Here is a 16,550-nt window from a genome sequence, read left to right as displayed (position 1 = left end):
GCAGAATGGTGACATTGACTGTATGGGAAGGCAGGATTGCTTTGATGCCTTAAAGGCTTGAACACAAAAGACGGAATACGCGTTTGGACAAGATGAAACTGGAAGCGGGCCGCCAGGAATTGCGCGCGGCCCGACGCGAAAGCCGCAGTCTCTACTGGTTTGTCGGCGTCTTCAGCTTTTTCGCCAATCTGCTGATGCTGACTGGTCCGATCTACATGTTGCAGGTTTATGATCGCGTCCTCGGCAGTCGTTCGATCGAAACCCTGATCGCGCTCTCGGTTCTCGTGCTCTTTCTTTACACGATGATGGGCCTTCTCGATTACGCTCGGGGCCGCATCATGGGGCGGGTGGGCGCACGCTTTCAGGCGCGGCTGGACCGGCGCGTGTTCGACGCGGTGATTCGCAAATCCGCCGTTCAACCCGATGCCAACACCGCCACCGGCCTGCGCGACCTCGAATCCATTCAGCGCCTGATGACCTCGCCCGTGCTATTGGCGATTTTCGACATGCCATGGGCGCCGTTCTTTCTGGCCGCGATCTGGGTGTTTCACCCCTGGCTTGGCATACTTGCCCTTACCGGGGGCGCGCTCCTTGTGGTCGTGACCCTCGTCAATCAGGTCGTGACCCGTCGCCCCACGGGGCAGGCCAACAGCGCAAGCGTTCAGGCCGAAGCGATTTCAGAGCAGTTGCGCAATGAATCCGAAATGATTCAGGCCATGGGCATGCGCGATGCCGCCTTTGACCGCTGGCAGGCCATGCGTGGGCGTGCCCTCTCGACCGCGATCGACGCCGCCGATCTCGGTGGCACCTTTACCACCACCACCAAGACGCTGCGCCTGCTGCTGCAATCGGCGATGCTGGGCCTTGGCGCGTGGCTGGTGCTGCGTGGGGAATTGACGCCCGGCGCGATGATCGCAGGCTCGATCCTGATGGGGCGCGCCCTTGCGCCCATCGAGCAAGCCATTGGCCAATGGGCGCTGGTGCAGCGCGCCACCAAAGGCTGGCGCAGCTTGGCCGAACTTCTCGGCTCTGTGCCGCCTGAACAGCCGCGCACGCCCCTGCCCCGCCCCAAGGCGCGGCTTGAGGTGCAGCAGCTCACCATGGTCCCTCCGGGCGAGAGCCAGGCCGTGCTGAAAACCCTGAGTTTCAAGATCGAACCGGGGCAGGCGGTGGGCGTGATCGGACCCTCCGGGGCGGGCAAATCCACCCTTGCACGCGCCATCACCGGTGTCTGGCGGCCTGCGGGCGGCAAGATCCGGCTTGATGGGGCGACACTCGACCAATACGCGCCCTCCGTGTTGGGCGAGCTGATCGGCTACCTGCCGCAGCGCGTGCAGCTTTTTGACGGCACCATCGCGGAAAATATCGCGCGCCTCGCCCCGCAACCCGACCCCGCCAAGATCGTCGCAGCCGCCCGCAAGGCCGACGCGCATGAGATGATCCTCAAACTGCCCAACGGCTATGACACCCGCGTCACCGCCAGCGGCGGGCGGCTCTCGGGTGGGCAGATGCAGCGCATCGGCCTTGCCCGCGCGATGTATGGCGATCCCATGATCCTCGTGCTCGACGAACCCAATTCCAATCTCGACAACGAAGGCAGCGAGGCGGTCAATCTTGCCATTCGCAGCCTCAAGGCCGAAGGCAAGGCGGTGGTCGTCGTCGCCCATCGTCCCGCCGCAATCAAGGAATGCGATATGCTTCTGATGCTTGAGGCCGGCGTCATGCGCGCCTTTGGTCCGCGCGAAAAGGTGCTCAAGGAAGTGCTCCAGAACCATCAACAGGTCACCGGATCAACCGGCCCCGGAGGTGTGCGATGAGCGCCCGGGAAAACAGCGCTTGGCCGGCACGCAAACCGCTGATCATCGGTCTCATCGGCCTTGTCCTGCTGGTGGGCGGCTTTGGCACATGGGCCGCCTTTACCCAGATTTCCGGGGCGATCATCGCGCCGGGGCGCATCGAGGTGGATCAGAACCGGCAAGTGGTGCAACATCCCGACGGGGGCGTGGTCTCTGCCATCGAGGTCAAGGAGGGCGACAAGGTCAGCACCGGTCAGGTGCTCGTGCGGCTCGATCCTGCCGAACTCAAGTCAGAGCTCTCGATCATCGAGAACCAGTTGGCCGAACTCATGGCGCGCCGTGGCCGTCTTGAGGCCGAGCGTGACGGGCGCGACACCCTGACTTTCGACCCCCTTTTGATCGAAATCTCCGCCGGGAACACGGACGCCAGCGGTCTGATGATCGGTCAAAAGACCCTGTTCGAGGCCCGCGCCCAGACCGTTGCCGCCGAAATCGACCAACTCGACAAGCGGCGTGGCCAGATTTCCAACCAGATCGACGGCATCGAGGCCCAGCAGGCGGCCCTCGCCCGTCAACTAGACCTGATCGAGATGGAACTGACCGACCAGCAATCGCTGCTGGATCGCGGCCTTGCACAGGCGACCCGCGTTCTCGGGCTGCAACGCGAACAGGCGCGGCTGAGCGGCACCATGGGCGATCTTGCCGCCCAAAAGGCCGAGGCCGAAGGGCGCATCACCGAGATCGAAATATCCATCCTCAAGCTTGGGACCGACCGGCGCGAAGAGGCAATCACCACCCTGCGCGACCTGCAATTCCGCGAGCTAGAGCTGCGGGAACAGCGCCGCGCCCTGATCGAACAGATGGGGCGGCTGGACATTACAGCGCCGCTTTCCGGTGTGGTCTACAACCTTCAGGTTTTTGCCCTGCGCTCGGTCATCCGCCCGGCTGATCCGGTCCTCTTCATCGTGCCGCAGGATCGCCCGCTGGTGATCAACGCCCGTGTCGACAGCATCCATGTCGACAAACTCTTTGTCGGACAGGAAGTGACCCTGCGTTTCTCGGCGCTGGATCAACGCACCACGCCCGAGCTCTTTGGTCGCGTGACGCAGATCTCGGCCGATGCGTTCGAGGATGAGGCCACGCGCGCCAGTTATTACCGCGCCGAAATCGCGCTGAGCGAGGGGGAACAGGCCCGCTTGCCCGAGGGCAGCACGCTCATCCCCGGTATGCCGGTCGAGGCGTTCATCCGCACCGCCGACCGCACGCCGCTGGCCTATCTGGTCAAACCCTTCACCGATTATCTGGCCAAGGCATTCCGCGAATGACCCGTGGGCCTAGCCCACATCGGTCCGCCCGCGCCGGTCCGCCCGCAATTGCGCATAGAGAACATGCGTCCGCCAGCGTCCGTTGATCTGCAAATAACTCTGGGCGACGCCCTCGTATTTGAAGCCACATTTTTCCAACAGCGCGCGTGATGCCTGATTTTCAGGCAGGCAGGCCGCCTCGATCCGGCTCAGATCCAGCCGGTCAAAGGCGTGGTGCACCACCCCCGCAATCGCCTCGCGCATGTAGCCCTGGCGCGCATAGGGCTGGCCGATCCAGTAACCCAGCGTGCCCGCCTGCGCCGGACCGCGACGGATATTGTCCAGCGTGATCGCCCCGAGCAACGCCTGATCCGCGCGGCGGACAAGAAAGAGCGGCATCGCACTGCCACTGGCAATCGACCGCTGCGCCCACCAGACGCGGTTGGAAAACCCCTTGCGCGCCAGATGATCCACCGCCCAGAGCGGTTCCCACGGCGTCAGGAAATCCGCGCTATCCGCCCGCAAATTGCTCCAGTCGCGGAAATCACCGATCACCGGCTGCCGCAGGGTAAGACGCTCTGTCTCGATCCTGAGCTTTCGGCGCGGCAAGAGCATCATCAGGCGGCGCGCCTCTCATCAAGGGCTGCCAATGTGGGGGCCTGCTCGACCGGCCCATAGAGCGCCAGCGCCGAGGGCGCGCGCGCGACCGTCGATTCAGCCAAGCGCCGCACATCCGCCAGCGTCACCGCGTCAATCCGTTCCACGACTTCGGGCAGGTCCGGCACCCGGCCCCAGATCTGCAGCATCCGCGCCAGACGCTCCGCACGATTGCTCGGGCTTTCCAAGCCCATCAGCAGCCCCGCCTTCATCTGCGCCCGTGCCCGCTCGACCTCGGCGGCGGTCATATCCTCGGCAGCGCGCTTCATCTCGTCGATGGTGATCCCCGCCAGATCGCCCAATTGCTCACCCGAGGTGCCCGCATAGATCGTCATCATGCCGGTGTCGGAATAGGCCCCGGCCTGCGCATAGATCGAATAGCACAGGCCCCGCCGCTCGCGGATTTCCTGAAACAGACGCGACGACATCGACCCGCCCAGCGCCGAGGCATAGATTTGCGCGGTGTAAATGTCAGGATCCGCATAATCCGGGCTCTCGAAGGCCAGCGCGAAATGCGCCTGCTCCAGATCCTTGATATGCCGCGTCTCGCCCCCGGCAAATCGCGCAAACGGCGGCTCGATCGCATGGCTCGGGATCATGTCACCGAACATGGCTTCGGCCATGCGCACCAGAGCATCGTGATCCACCGCCCCGGCCGCCGACAGAACCATCTGACCGGGCCGGTAATACTGATCCACGAACCGCTCCAGATCGGGCTTGGCAAAGCCGCGCACCCGCTCTTCCGCCCCCAGGATGGTGCGGCCAAGCGGGTGGTTGGGATAGGCCTTTTCCTGCAACCAGTCGAAAATGATGTCATCGGGCGTATCCGCCGCCTGCCCGATCTCTTGCAGGATCACGCCACGCTCCACCTCGATCTCGCGCGGATCGAACACCGGATTGCGCAGGATATCCGCCACCACGTCCAAGGCCAGCGACACGTCCTCCTTGAGGACGCGCACATAATAGGCCGTCACCTCGCGGCTCGTGTAGGCGTTGATATAGCCGCCCACATCCTCGATCGCCTCTGCAATCTGCAAGGCCGAACGCCGCTTGGTGCCCTTGAAGGCCATATGTTCCAGAAAATGCGCAATGCCGTTCTGGCTGGCCTCTTCATGGCGCGCCCCGGCCAGAACCCAGACGCCAATCGCTGCCGATTGCAGGCCGGGCATATGTTCCGAAACGACGCGAAATCCGTTCGGCAGGGTGGTCAGCTGGACACTCAATGGGCAATCCGTTCCTTGATCAGTGTTTCAATGGCGCTGAGGTCATTGGCGACCCGCGTCACGCGTTCGTCCCGCTCATACAGGTCCGCCATGCGCGCGGGCAAGGGGGGGTGAATGCCGCTCGCCTCCTCGACCGCCGCCGGAAACTTGGCCGGATGCGCGGTGGCCAGCGTGATCATCGGCACATGCGCATCGCGCTGCGCCTCGGCCACATGCACCCCCACGGCACTATGCGGGCAGAGCAACTCGCCGCTCGCACCCCATGTCGCCCGGATCGCCGCGCGGGTCTGATCCTCGTCACAGCGCCCGCTGTCAAAGGTCTCGCGCAGCGCCTCCAGCGCCCCTTGGCTCACGGTGAATCCGCCCGCCTTCAGCTCGTCCATCACCTGCCCCACGGCATTGCCATCCTGCCCGTAGGCGTAATAGAGCGCGCGCTCGAAATTCGAGGACACCTGAATATCCATCGACGGGCTGATCGACGGGGCCACACCATCAGGGCGATAGTCCCCCGTGCTCAGGCAGCGGTGCAGAATGTCATTCTGGTTGGTCGCCACCACCAGCCGGTCAATCGGCAGGCCCATGCGCTTGGCGATATACCCGGCAAAGACGTCGCCGAAATTGCCCGTAGGCACGGTGAAACTCACCTTGCGGTCCGGCGCACCAAGGCTCACGGCAGAGGTGAAGTAATACACCACCTGCGCCAGAACCCGCGCCCAGTTGATACTGTTGACCCCGGCCAGCCGCACGCCGTCGCGGAATTCGAAGTCGTTGAACATGTCCTTGACGCGCGCCTGGGCATCGTCGAAATGCCCGTCGATGGCCAGCGCATGCACATTGCTCTCGACCGGCGTCGTCATCTGCCGCCGCTGCACCTCGCTGACGCGCCCATGCGGATAGAGGATGAACACATCCACCGCATCAAGCCCCCGAAACGCCTCGATCGCCGCCGACCCGGTATCGCCCGAGGTCGCCCCCACGATGCACACCCTCTTGCCCGAGCGCTTCAATGAGAATTCGAACATCTGCCCGATCAGCTGCATGGCGAAATCCTTGAACGCCAGCGTCGGCCCGTGGAACAGCTCCAGCAGGAAATGCCCGCTATCCAACTGCTTCAATGGTGCCCGCGCGGCGTGGCCGAAGCCCGCGTAGGCCCGCGCGATGATCCCGCGAAACTCGTCGTCGGTAAAGGCATCGCCGATATAGGGCCGCATCACCCGGAACGCGGCCTCCTCATAGCTCACTCCGCCCAGCGCGCGGATATCCTCGGCACTCATCTGCGGGATGCTCTCGGGCAGATAGAGCCCGCCATCACGCGCGAGCCCCGTCAGCATCGCCTCTTCAAAACTCAAGCTGGGCGCGCGGCCCCGTGTCGAGATGTATTTCACGTCCTGCCTCTTTCTGCCTGCCGCATGCGCCAGATGAAAAACCCTGTCATCGCGGCCCATATGACGGCCAGCGAAAACCATGTGATTGCGTAACTCAGGTGATCGTTCGGAATGCCGCTCGTGTCGACGGGCAAGGGCGACACGCCCGCCTCCGGCTCCGACAAATTCCGCGTCACCACCAGCACCGGCTCGGTGCCCAGAACCTCGGCCATCTGCGCGATGTCGCGGGCGAACCAGATATTGCCCGCCACGTCGTTCTCGGGCGTCGAACTCAGCCGTTCGTCGGGCCAGTGCAGATTGCCCGTCACGGTGATGTCTCCCTCGGGCGGGGCCGGAATATCGGCGCTCACCTTGACAAACCCCCGATCCACGAGCACCCGGCGCGTGCCGGTGTCCAGAGCGGAAATCACCCGGTATCCCGCCCCCACCTGCTTTTGGCTGACCAGCACCCGCAGCGCCTCCGTGCCGACCCGTCCCGTCACCGCGACCGGCAGATAGCGATCCCGCTCCGGCTCTACCGCTTCGGGCAAATCCACCGGGTCCGCGCTGATATGCGCGGCTATATCGGCCAGAACACCCTCTTTCCACGCCAGCCGCTCGACCTGCCACTTGCCCAAGCCAACCAGCACCGCCACACCGGCAATGCCAAAGATCAGGGGGATCAGAACGCTTTTCCGCATGTCACACTCTCAAAAGGAAAATGCGGGGAAAGAAAACCCCCCGCATCTTCTTCTTGGTTCAAATACTCAGGCGCAAAGCGCCGATCTTCCGCAGGAAAATCCTCAGCTGCCCCAGATGTAGACGGCGGCAAAGAGAAAGAGCCACACCACATCGACAAAGTGCCAGTACCAGGCAGCGGCCTCAAAGCCCACATGCTGCTCGGGCGTGAAATGCCCCTTCATCACCCGCAGGAGGCAGACAAAGAGGAAAATCGTGCCGATCACCACATGCGCGCCGTGGAAACCGGTCGCCATGAAGAAGTTGGCACCGTAGATATTGCCGGAGAAGCCAAAGGCCGCATGGCTGTATTCATAGGCCTGGAACACGGTGAAAATCGCGCCCAGTGCAATCGCGATGATCAGCCCGTTCTTCACGTCCTTGCGGTTGTTCTCATGCACCAGCGCGTGATGCGCCCAGGTGGCGGCACAGCCCGAGCACAAGAGGATCAGGGTGTTGATCAGCGGCAGGTGCCAGGGATCAAAGGTCTCGATCCCGGCCGGCGGCCAGATGCCATCCACCATCGGAGAGCTTTCGCCCATCGGATACATGGCATGCTTGAAGAAGCTCCAGAACCATGCGGCAAAGAACATCACCTCGGACATGATGAACATGATGAAGCCATAGCGCAGGCCGATCCGCACGACGGGCGTGTGATCGCCGGTCTGGCCCTCATTCACCACATCGGCCCACCAGCCGAACATGACATAGAGCACGCCGACGACGCCCGCGAGCAGCATCCACGGACCATGATCGTGAAAGAACAGAACCGCCCCGAAGAGCATGACGAATCCCGCCAAAGCGCCGAGCAACGGCCAGATGGAGGGGGGCAGAATGTGGTAATCGTGGTTTTTCTCGTGTGCCATCTTTGTCTTATCCCTCGTCGAAGGCTCAGTTCAGGTTTTTATCGGTTGCTGTGCCCTGCTCGAGCGCGGCATGCTCCTCGGGCAGGTCAATTTCGTGAAACGTATAGGACAGCGTGATCGTATGCACGTATTTCGCGTCACGGTCGGTCACGATTTCCGGGTCAACATAAAAGGTCACGGGCATCTGCACCCGCTCACCCGGCTGTAGCACCTGCTGTTCGAAACAGAAACAGTCGATCTTGGTGAAAAAGCCACCCGCCTCGTATGGTGTCACATTATAACTTGCAGATCCGGCCACAACGCGGTCGGTGGGGTTGTAGGCCTCGTAGAATGCCAGCCCGGTTTCGCCGATGCGGATTTCCATCTGGCGCTCCACCGGCTTGAACTCCCACGGCATGTCGCGTTCCTTGCTGGCATCGAACCGCACCTTGACGGTCTGCTCCAGCACATCCTCGCTTGCCACCTCGGACACGCCGGTCGCCCCGCCAAAGCCGGTGACACGGCAGAACCAGTCGTAGAACGGCACCGAGGCCCAGGCGAGCCCGCCCATCAGCACCACCACGCCAACAGTCTGGGTCACGGTCTTGAGTTTCGGGTCCATCGCCATCACTTCCCCTCCTGCTCGATCTTGGGCACCGCAAATCCGTCGTCCGATACCTTGGCAATCGTCATGCCAAAGACCAGTGCCACGAACCCCGCCAGCACGAGGCCAAGACCCAGATTGCGGCCAAACCGGCGCTTGTGCAGCTCATGCTCCTCGCGAAAGCTCATGCCCATCCTCCCAGACCCAGACCGCCCAGCGCAGCCTCGGCCAGAATGGCGGTGAAATGTGCAAAGAGATACCAGAGCGACAGCTTGAACGCCCGTTTCTCGACCCGGTAATTGTCCGCTTCGGCCTGATCCTCATCCCGCCGCCAGATCGCAATCGCATCGCGCAAGAACAGGGCATTGAACACCAAGGCAACCGCCAGATAAACCGGCCCGCCGATACCCGTGAACGCCGCGCCAACGGCCAGCGCCGCCAAAAGGACGGTGTAGACAAGGATATGCACGCGTGTGGCCCGGCGCCCATGCGTCACGGTCAGCATCGGCACGCCCGCCGTGTCGTAATCGCCGCGCATGAACAGGGCGAGGGCCCAGAAATGCGGTGGCGTCCACATGAAGATCAGGGCGAACATCAAAACCGACTCGAGGCTCACCGTCCCCGTTGCCGCCGCCCAGCCGATCATCGGAGGGAACGCGCCCGCCGCCCCGCCAATGACGATATTCTGCGGCGTCCAGCGTTTCAGGCCGATCGTGTAGATCACGACGTAGAAGAAGATCGTAAACGCCAGGATACCCGCCGCCAGCGCGTTCGTGGCCAGCCACAGCATGACAACCGACATCACCGCCAGCGTGATGCCAAAGGCGAAGGCCTCGTCCCGCGTGACCTTGCCCGCCGGAATCGGCCGCTTCTGCGTCCGCTTCATCAGCGCGTCGATGTCGGATTCCCACCACATGTTGAGCGCGCCTGCGGCGCCCCCGCCCACGGCGATGAACAGGATCGCGGCAAAGCCAATGACCGGATGCACGCCAACCGGTGCTGCCAAGAGACCCACCAGCGCCGTGAACACGACAAGCGTCATCACCCGCGGCTTGAGCAGGGCAAAGAAATCGCCAAAGCCTGCCTCACCCTCTTGGGCGCGGCTCACCGGGCTGGCTGTGTTCAGGCTCGCGTCGCTCATCTTGGTCTCCTGCCGGGTCACGCAAGCCGCGCGACCCTCAGCGGTCTGCCTGGGGCACGCCCTTGCGGTGCGCGCCCCGCTCTTTTCAGTTGGCTTGCGCCACGGTCACGGAACGCGGTGTGCCCGCATATTCCTCGATCGCGCCATCCAGCCATGTCTCATACTCGGCCTCGCTCACGACCTTGACCGTGATGGGCATATAGGCATGTGCCTGACCACAAAGCTCGGAGCACTGGCCGAAATAGATCCCTTCCTTCTCGGCCTTGAACCACAGCTGCGCCAGACGGCCCGGCACCGCATCCTGCTTCACGCCAAAGGCGGGGATCGTCCAGCTGTGGATCACGTCCGCACCGGTCACGGTCATCACCACGGTCTTGCCCACCGGCACGACAACCGAGGTGTCGGTTGCCAGCAGGAACTCGTCCTTGCTGTAGCCCGCTTCGATCAGCTGCGCCTCGACTTCGGGGGTCAGGCGATTGTCGCCACCCGTCGCCGGGGCACCGATCATGTAGCTGTCAAAGGCAAAATCGTGATCGGTATATTCATACCCCCAATACCACTGATAGCCCGTGACCTTGATGTTGATCTCGCCCTCGGGGATCTCCTGCTGCTTGAACAGCACCGGAAGCGAGAAGGCCCCGATAAAGACAAGGATCACGATCGGAATGATCGTCCAGGCAATCTCCAACGGCGAGTTGTGGGTAAACTTGGCCGGGGTCGCATTGGAGCGGCGGTTGTAGCGGATCATCACGACCACCAGAAGCGCCGTCACGAAGAGCACAATCGAGATGATGATGACGTTGATCATCCCGTCCAGCCATTGCAGGTCACGCGCAAGCTCGGTCGCCGCCGGCTGAAACCCCATCTTGCCCTCTGCGGGTTTACCCACGATCTCAAGCCCGTCTTGAGCCATGGCTGGAAGGGTGAAGAGGGCGGTCAGAGCCGCCATAAGGCTGGAAGTTAGTCGCATTTTACACCCTGATCGGTTAAAGCGGTTCATGTCTTTTTGCGAAGGTCACCCCGCCGCCGGGCGGAATCCCATTGTCTCGGTGCCGTCTAAAACCATATTCTGCCTGAAACGACAAGAAAGACCATTGCGGCAAACGGACGCTTTTTTGATTTAAATCAAATTATCGCCCTCTCGGGCCGCGCGGCAGAGAAAGAATCCCATGACCGACACCGCCTTTCGCCCTTTCGAGACCCTGCTTGACCGCGACACGGCGCTGACGCGCCTGCGCGAGGCGACCCATGGGGCCGACGATGGCGAACTGTTTCTCGAACGTCGCCGCGCCGAAGGGCTCATGTTCGACGATGGCCGGGTCAAGACCGCCTCCTACGACGCCTCCGAGGGGTTTGGCCTGCGCGCCGTGCGCGGCGAGGTGACGGGCTATGCGCATTCCTCTGACGTGACCGAGGCCGCGCTGAAACGCGCGGTGGAAACGGCGCGCCTTGCGGTGGGGGCAGGCGGCGGCACGCTCGCGGCAGGGCCGACGCCCACGAATCGCCGCCTCTATACCGATGCCGATCCCATCGCCGGGGCATCCTTTCCGGTCAAGCTCGACACGCTGCGCGAGATCGACGCGTTCGCGCGTGGCCTTGATGCCCGCGTGGTGCAGGTCACGGCCTCGATCGCCGCCTCGTGCCAAGAGGTCGTGATCCTGCGCCCCGACGGACAGGAACTGCAGGACACCCGCCCGATGACCCGCGTCAATGTCTCGATCATCGTCGAGCAGGAGGGCCGCCGCGAGAGCGGCAGCGCCGGGGGCGGCGGGCGTATTGGGCTGGATGGCCTGCTTGATCCCGCCGACTGGCAGGCCAAGACCCGCGAGGCGCTGCGCATAGCGCTCGTCAACCTCGATGCCGAACCGGCCCCCGCGGGCACCATGGATGTGGTGCTTGGCCCCGGCTGGCCCGGCATCCTCTTGCACGAGGCCATCGGTCACGGGCTTGAGGGCGATTTCAACCGCAAGGGCTCGTCCGCCTTTGCCGGCCTCATGGGCCAACGGATCGCGTCCCCCGGTGTTACCGTGCTCGACGACGGCACCATCCCCGACCGGCGCGGCAGCATCACCATTGACGACGAAGGCACGCCCTCCGCCCGCAATGTCCTGATCGAGGATGGCATCCTCGTGGGCTATATGCAGGACCGCCAGAACGCCCGCCTGATGGGCGTGGCCCCCACCGGCAACGGGCGCCGCGAAAGCTACGCCCACGCCCCCATGCCGCGCATGACCAACACCTACATGCTGGGCGGCGACGCCACCCCCGGCGATCTGGTGGCGGAGATGAAGGACGGCATTTACGCCGTGGGCTTCGGCGGCGGTCAGGTCGACATCACCAACGGCAAGTTCGTCTTTTCCTGCACCGAGGCCTACCGCGTGAAGAACGGCCAGATCGGCGCGCCCGTCAAAGGCGCCACCCTGATCGGCGACGGCGCCACCGCGCTCCAGCAGATCCGGGGCTTGGGCAACGACATGGCCCTCGATCCCGGCATGGGCAATTGCGGCAAACAGGGACAATGGGTGCCGGTGGGCGTCGGCCAACCCACGGTGCTGATCGGCGGACTGACGGTGGGCGGCTCGGCGGCCGGCTGAGTCGCGCGCCCACCTTTCACCTTTCCCCGACTACGCGTGATCCGGCCCCACCAAAGGGCACAGAAGCGGGCCGCAAAGCTGGCACGCCTTTCCAAAGGGTCGAGCCTTGGAAACTTACACAATGATTTCTGATACATAGATTGTCGGCGTGAAATTTCCGGCCTCGGCCCTGCGTGGTTTACCACCCATTAACCACCCGTGCGCTATCCATGGTCTTGCAAGCAGGCGAGGTCACGGATGCCCAGGACGACTCATCCTTCCACTCACCCCCCACTCCCACCCACCACGGAAGATGACCGGGTGTCGTGGCTTCGCCTCTTGCGCTCTCGCCGGGTCGGTCCGGCCACCTTTCATCGGCTTCTGGCCGAACATGGCAGCGCCGAAGCGGCCCTTGCCGCCCTGCCCGAGGTGGCGCGCGCCGCCGGTGTGCCCGATTACTCCCCCTGCCCCTTGGGCGTGGCAGAGGCGGAGTTGCGCGCCGGTCAGGCCATCGGTGCGCAGCTTCTGACCTCGGCCGATGCCGCGTTTCCGCCCGCCCTGCGGGATATTCCCGATTGCCCCCCGCTTCTCTGGATCATGGGCGATGCGGCCCTTCTCGCGCGCCCCATGATCGCCCTCGTGGGCGCGCGCAACGCCTCGTCGCTCGGCACCCGCATGGCCCGGTCGCTCGCTGCCGACCTCTCGGCGCGCGGCTATCTCATTGTTTCGGGCCTCGCGCGGGGCATCGACACCGCCGCCCACCTGGGCAGTCTCGAGACCGGCACCATCGCCGTCATGGCGGGCGGGATCGATGTCATCTACCCGGCCGAAAACACCAAACTCGCGGGCGACATCCTCGCCACCGGCCTGCGCCTCTCGGAACAGCCCATCGGCCTCATCCCGCAGGCCCGCCATTTTCCCAGCCGCAACCGGCTGGTCAGCGGCCTGGCGCGGGCGGTCGTCGTGGTCGAGGCGGCGGCCAAATCCGGATCGCTCATCACCGCCCGCACCGCGCTCGATCAGGGGCGCGAGGTGATGGCCGTCCCCGGCCACCCGATCGATGCCCGCGCCAGCGGTTGCAACATGCTGATCCGCGACGGGGCCACCCTCATCCGCAACGCCGAGGATGTGATCGAGGCGCTGCCACAGGCTCCGATCCCGAAAGCCGCCCCGCAGCCCGAATTGCCGCGCGCGCCCTCCTCCGCGTCCAGCCTGCGCGACATCGCCAGCCTGCATACCCAGATCCTCAACCGTCTCGGCCCTTCCCCTCTGGCAGAGGATCAGCTTATCCGTGATCTGGCCACGCCCGCGCATCGGATCGCCCCCGCCCTTCTGGACCTCGAACTTGACGGGCGCATCACGCGGCATCCGGGCGGGCTTCTGGCCCTCGCCCCCTAGCCATCACACCACATGGGGTCATAAGGTCGCGTTCCTGCAACCCTTGCGGACAGATTGACAATTCCCCTTGCCAGCCCACATGGTGCCCCGCCATAAGCCTCGACCAGAGTCGGAAGGAGTGCCCATGCCCGTTGTCGTTGTCGAATCGCCCGCCAAAGCCAAGACGATCAACAAGTATCTGGGCGACGGTTATACGGTTCTGGCAAGCTATGGCCATGTGCGCGACCTGCCCGCCAAGGATGGCTCGGTCGATACCGAAAACGGCTTTGACATGACGTGGGAGGTGGGCCCCGACAGCCGCAAGCATGTCAAGGCCATCGCCGACGCGCTCAAGGATGACAACGCCCTCATCCTCGCCACCGACCCCGACCGCGAAGGCGAAGCGATCAGCTGGCACCTCGAGGAAACCCTGCGCAAACGCAAGGCGATCAAAAAGGACACACCCGTCAGCCGCGTGGTGTTCAACGCCATCACCAAGACCGCTGTCACCGAGGCGATGAAAAATCCCCGACAGGTCGATGCGCCCTTGGTCGAGGCCTATCTCGCCCGCCGCGCGCTCGATTATCTCGTGGGCTTCAACCTCTCGCCGGTGCTCTGGCGCAAACTGCCCGGCGCACGTTCCGCGGGCCGCGTGCAATCGGTCTGCCTGCGCCTCATCGTCGAGCGCGAGATGGAGATCGAGGCGTTCACCGCCCGGGAATACTGGTCGGTCAAGGCACTGCTGACCACCCCGCGTGGCCAGGACTATGAGGCGCGGCTTGTCTCGCTCGCCGGCAAGAAACTTGAAAAGTTCGATCTCGAAAACGCCACGCAGGCCGAAATGGCGGTGCAGGCCATCACGTCGCGTTCCCTGAGCGTCACCTCGGTCGAGGCGAAACCCGCCAGCCGCAACCCCTCCGCACCCTTCATGACCTCGACCCTGCAACAAGAGGCCAGCCGCAAATTCGGCATGGGCGCGAAACAGTGCATGTCGGCAGCGCAGCGCCTCTACGAGGCCGGATACATTACCTATATGCGCACCGACGGCATCGACATGGCCCCCGAGGCTGTGATGGCTGCCCGCGATGCGATCAAGGATCGGTTCGGCGCCGAATACCTCCCGAAATCGCCGCGCATGTACAAGAACAAGGCCAAGAACGCCCAGGAGGCGCATGAATGTATCCGCCCCACCGACATGACGCGCGATGCAGGCCATATCAAGACCTCTGACGCCGATCAGCGCAAACTCTACGATCTCATCTGGAAGCGCACGCTCGCCTGTCAGATGGAGGCCGCGCGCATGGAGCGCACCACCGTCGAAATCGGCAGCCCCGACGGACAGGTCGGGTTGCGCGCCACCGGTCAGGTCGTGCTCTTCGACGGCTTTCTCAAGGTCTATGAGGAAGGCCGCGATGACGTGATCAGCGACGACGACGATGGCCGCCTGCCCCAGATCATGCAGGGCGAGCCCGCAGCCTTTGCCAAATCCTCGCTTCGCGCCGAATTCGCCCGCGCCAGCGACGGGGCCGAGACAACCGCCGCGGTGCTCTCGCCCAACGAAGCCATCCTCGCACTGCGCCATTTCACCCAGCCCCCGCCCCGCTATACCGAGGCGACGCTGGTCAAGAAGATGGAAGAACTGGGCATCGGTCGCCCCTCGACCTATGCCAGCGTGCTCAGCACGATCCAGGACCGCGAATATGTGCGCAAGGAACAGAACCGCCTCTTCCCAGAGGACAAGGGCCGGATCGTCACGGTCTTTCTGACCAATTTCTTCCGCAAATACGTGGGCTACGAGTTCACCGCCAATCTCGAAGAGGATCTGGACCGGGTCAGCGCAGGCGAGGCGGATTACAAGGAAATCCTCGCCCGTTTCTGGCGCGATTTCTCTGCGGCGATTGCCGAAACGTCGGAACTGCGGATTACCGAGGTGCTCGACGTGCTCGATGCGGCGCTCGCCCCCACGCTCTATCCCCCGCGCGAGGATGGCAGCAACCCGCGTCAATGTCCGCTCTGCGGCACCGGTCAATTGCACCTCAAGACGTCCCGCTCCGGCGGCTTTGTCGGCTGCGGCAATTACCCCGAATGTCGCTACACCCGTCCCATCGGTGGCGATGCCGGGGAAAATGGCGACCGTATTCTGGGCGCGGATGACGCAGGCAACGAGATTTCGCTGCGCTCTGGACGTTTTGGCCCCTATGTCCAGCGCGGCGAGGCGACCGAAACGAACAAGAAACCCGACCGCGCCAGCCTGCCCAAAGGCTGGACGGCCGAGGCGATGACGCTGGACAAGGCGCTGACCCTGCTCAGCCTGCCGCGCGAGATCGGACAGCATCCCGAAGGCGGCATGATCTCGGCCAATTTCGGGCGCTTCGGCCCCTATCTCATGCACCAGCTGCCGGACGAGGCCAAACCCGTCTACGCCAATCTCAAGGACCCGAACGATGTGTTCGAGATCGGCATGAATCGCGCCGTCGAACTTCTGGCGGCCAAGCGCGCCAATCCCGGCGGGCGCGGCCGTGCCGCCGCCAAGGCGTTGCGGGATCTGGGCGAACACCCCGAGCATGGCGGCCCCATCCAGATCCTCGAAGGGCGCTATGGCCCCTATATCAAGTGGGACAAGGTCAACGCGACCCTGCCCAAGGGCACCGAACCCGAAGACGTGACCATGGAGATGGCCGTTGAAGCAATTGCCGCCAAGGCCACCAAGCCCGGCAAGGCACGCAAAACCGCCGCCAAGAAACCCGCTGCCAAGGCCACCACAACCAAGAAGCCTGCCACGAAAAAGGCCCCGGCCAAACGCGCCGCCGCCGGGAAATAACCCGGCGCGCCGGTGCGCCCTACGTAAAGCGCTACGTAGAAATCCTTATTCCGTTGCGATGACCGGCGGCGCGCGTTGACTCGCGCCCGGCTTGCGCCGCATAGGAG

Annotated in this window: 14 protein-coding genes; 5 read left to right on the top strand and 9 right to left on the bottom strand. The window is 63.9% G+C overall.

Annotated elements, in window-relative coordinates; all coding sequences use genetic code 11:
• Positions 1-92 precede the first annotated feature (92 nt).
• Together MVC20_RS09860 and MVC20_RS09855 are read left to right on the top strand one after the other, a co-directional pair.
• Positions 93-1,817, top strand: a complete 1,725-nt coding sequence (locus MVC20_RS09860; RefSeq protein WP_297540836.1) for a type I secretion system permease/ATPase — start codon at positions 93-95, stop codon at positions 1,815-1,817.
• The gene (locus tag MVC20_RS09855) at positions 1,814-3,121 is read left to right on the top strand and encodes an HlyD family type I secretion periplasmic adaptor subunit (protein WP_297540834.1); all 1,308 of its coding nucleotides are present in this window, start codon (positions 1,814-1,816) and stop codon (positions 3,119-3,121) included. The genes MVC20_RS09860 and MVC20_RS09855 overlap by 4 nt, the downstream gene beginning before the upstream one ends.
• 9 nt (positions 3,122-3,130) lie before the next feature.
• Here MVC20_RS09855 and MVC20_RS09850 read toward each other — a convergent pair whose 3' ends face one another.
• From MVC20_RS09850 to coxB, 9 genes are all read right to left on the bottom strand, one after another.
• Positions 3,131-3,715 carry a GNAT family protein gene (locus MVC20_RS09850; RefSeq protein WP_297541443.1) on the bottom strand — a complete coding sequence of 195 codons (585 nt, stop codon included), beginning with the start codon at positions 3,713-3,715 and terminating at the stop codon, positions 3,131-3,133.
• A gap of 2 nt (positions 3,716-3,717) precedes the next feature.
• Complete coding sequence (locus MVC20_RS09845) at positions 3,718-4,980, bottom strand: pitrilysin family protein (RefSeq protein WP_297540832.1); 1,263 nt, start codon at positions 4,978-4,980, stop codon at positions 3,718-3,720.
• Positions 4,977-6,365 (bottom strand): threonine synthase, encoded by a 1,389-nt coding sequence (gene thrC / locus MVC20_RS09840; RefSeq protein ID WP_297540831.1) that lies wholly within the window; start codon positions 6,363-6,365, stop codon positions 4,977-4,979. The genes MVC20_RS09845 and thrC overlap by 4 nt, the downstream gene beginning before the upstream one ends.
• Positions 6,362-7,045 carry an SURF1 family protein gene (locus tag MVC20_RS09835; RefSeq protein WP_297540829.1) on the bottom strand — a complete coding sequence of 228 codons (684 nt, stop codon included), beginning with the start codon at positions 7,043-7,045 and terminating at the stop codon, positions 6,362-6,364. The genes thrC and MVC20_RS09835 overlap by 4 nt, the downstream gene beginning before the upstream one ends.
• A 102-nt stretch (positions 7,046-7,147) precedes the next feature.
• Positions 7,148-7,948 (bottom strand): cytochrome c oxidase subunit 3, encoded by an 801-nt coding sequence (locus MVC20_RS09830; protein WP_297540827.1) that lies wholly within the window; start codon positions 7,946-7,948, stop codon positions 7,148-7,150.
• A gap of 25 nt (positions 7,949-7,973) precedes the next feature.
• On the bottom strand, positions 7,974-8,555 hold the full coding sequence (locus tag MVC20_RS09825; RefSeq protein ID WP_297540825.1) for a cytochrome c oxidase assembly protein: 582 nt from the start codon (positions 8,553-8,555) through the stop codon (positions 7,974-7,976).
• A complete protein-coding gene (locus MVC20_RS09820; protein WP_037272953.1) occupies positions 8,555-8,719 on the bottom strand; it encodes a hypothetical protein in 165 nt (54 codons plus the stop codon). The genes MVC20_RS09825 and MVC20_RS09820 overlap by 1 nt, the downstream gene beginning before the upstream one ends.
• Complete coding sequence (gene cyoE / locus MVC20_RS09815; protein WP_297540822.1) at positions 8,716-9,672, bottom strand: heme o synthase; 957 nt, start codon at positions 9,670-9,672, stop codon at positions 8,716-8,718. The genes MVC20_RS09820 and cyoE overlap by 4 nt, the downstream gene beginning before the upstream one ends.
• Before the next feature lie 85 nt (positions 9,673-9,757).
• Positions 9,758-10,642 carry a cytochrome c oxidase subunit II gene (coxB, locus tag MVC20_RS09810; protein ID WP_297540820.1) on the bottom strand — a complete coding sequence of 295 codons (885 nt, stop codon included), beginning with the start codon at positions 10,640-10,642 and terminating at the stop codon, positions 9,758-9,760.
• Between the two features lie 199 nt (positions 10,643-10,841).
• On the opposite strand from coxB, the gene tldD reads away from it, so the two are divergent.
• From tldD to topA, 3 genes are all read left to right on the top strand, one after another.
• Positions 10,842-12,266, top strand: coding sequence for a metalloprotease TldD (gene tldD / locus MVC20_RS09805; RefSeq protein WP_297540818.1), 1,425 nt, complete (start codon positions 10,842-10,844; stop codon positions 12,264-12,266).
• A 237-nt stretch (positions 12,267-12,503) separates the two neighbouring features.
• On the top strand, positions 12,504-13,643 hold the full coding sequence (gene dprA, locus MVC20_RS09800) for a DNA-processing protein DprA (protein ID WP_297540816.1): 1,140 nt from the start codon (positions 12,504-12,506) through the stop codon (positions 13,641-13,643).
• A 124-nt stretch (positions 13,644-13,767) separates the two neighbouring features.
• Positions 13,768-16,443, top strand: a complete 2,676-nt coding sequence (topA, locus tag MVC20_RS09795) for a type I DNA topoisomerase (RefSeq protein ID WP_297540814.1) — start codon at positions 13,768-13,770, stop codon at positions 16,441-16,443.
• Positions 16,444-16,550: the final 107 nt, after the last annotated feature.

Origin of the sequence: Roseovarius sp. (assembly GCF_027019125.1) — a bacterium.
Classification (GTDB): Bacteria; Pseudomonadota; Alphaproteobacteria; order Rhodobacterales; family Rhodobacteraceae; genus Roseovarius.
This window is presented reverse-complemented; position numbering and strand designations above follow the sequence as displayed.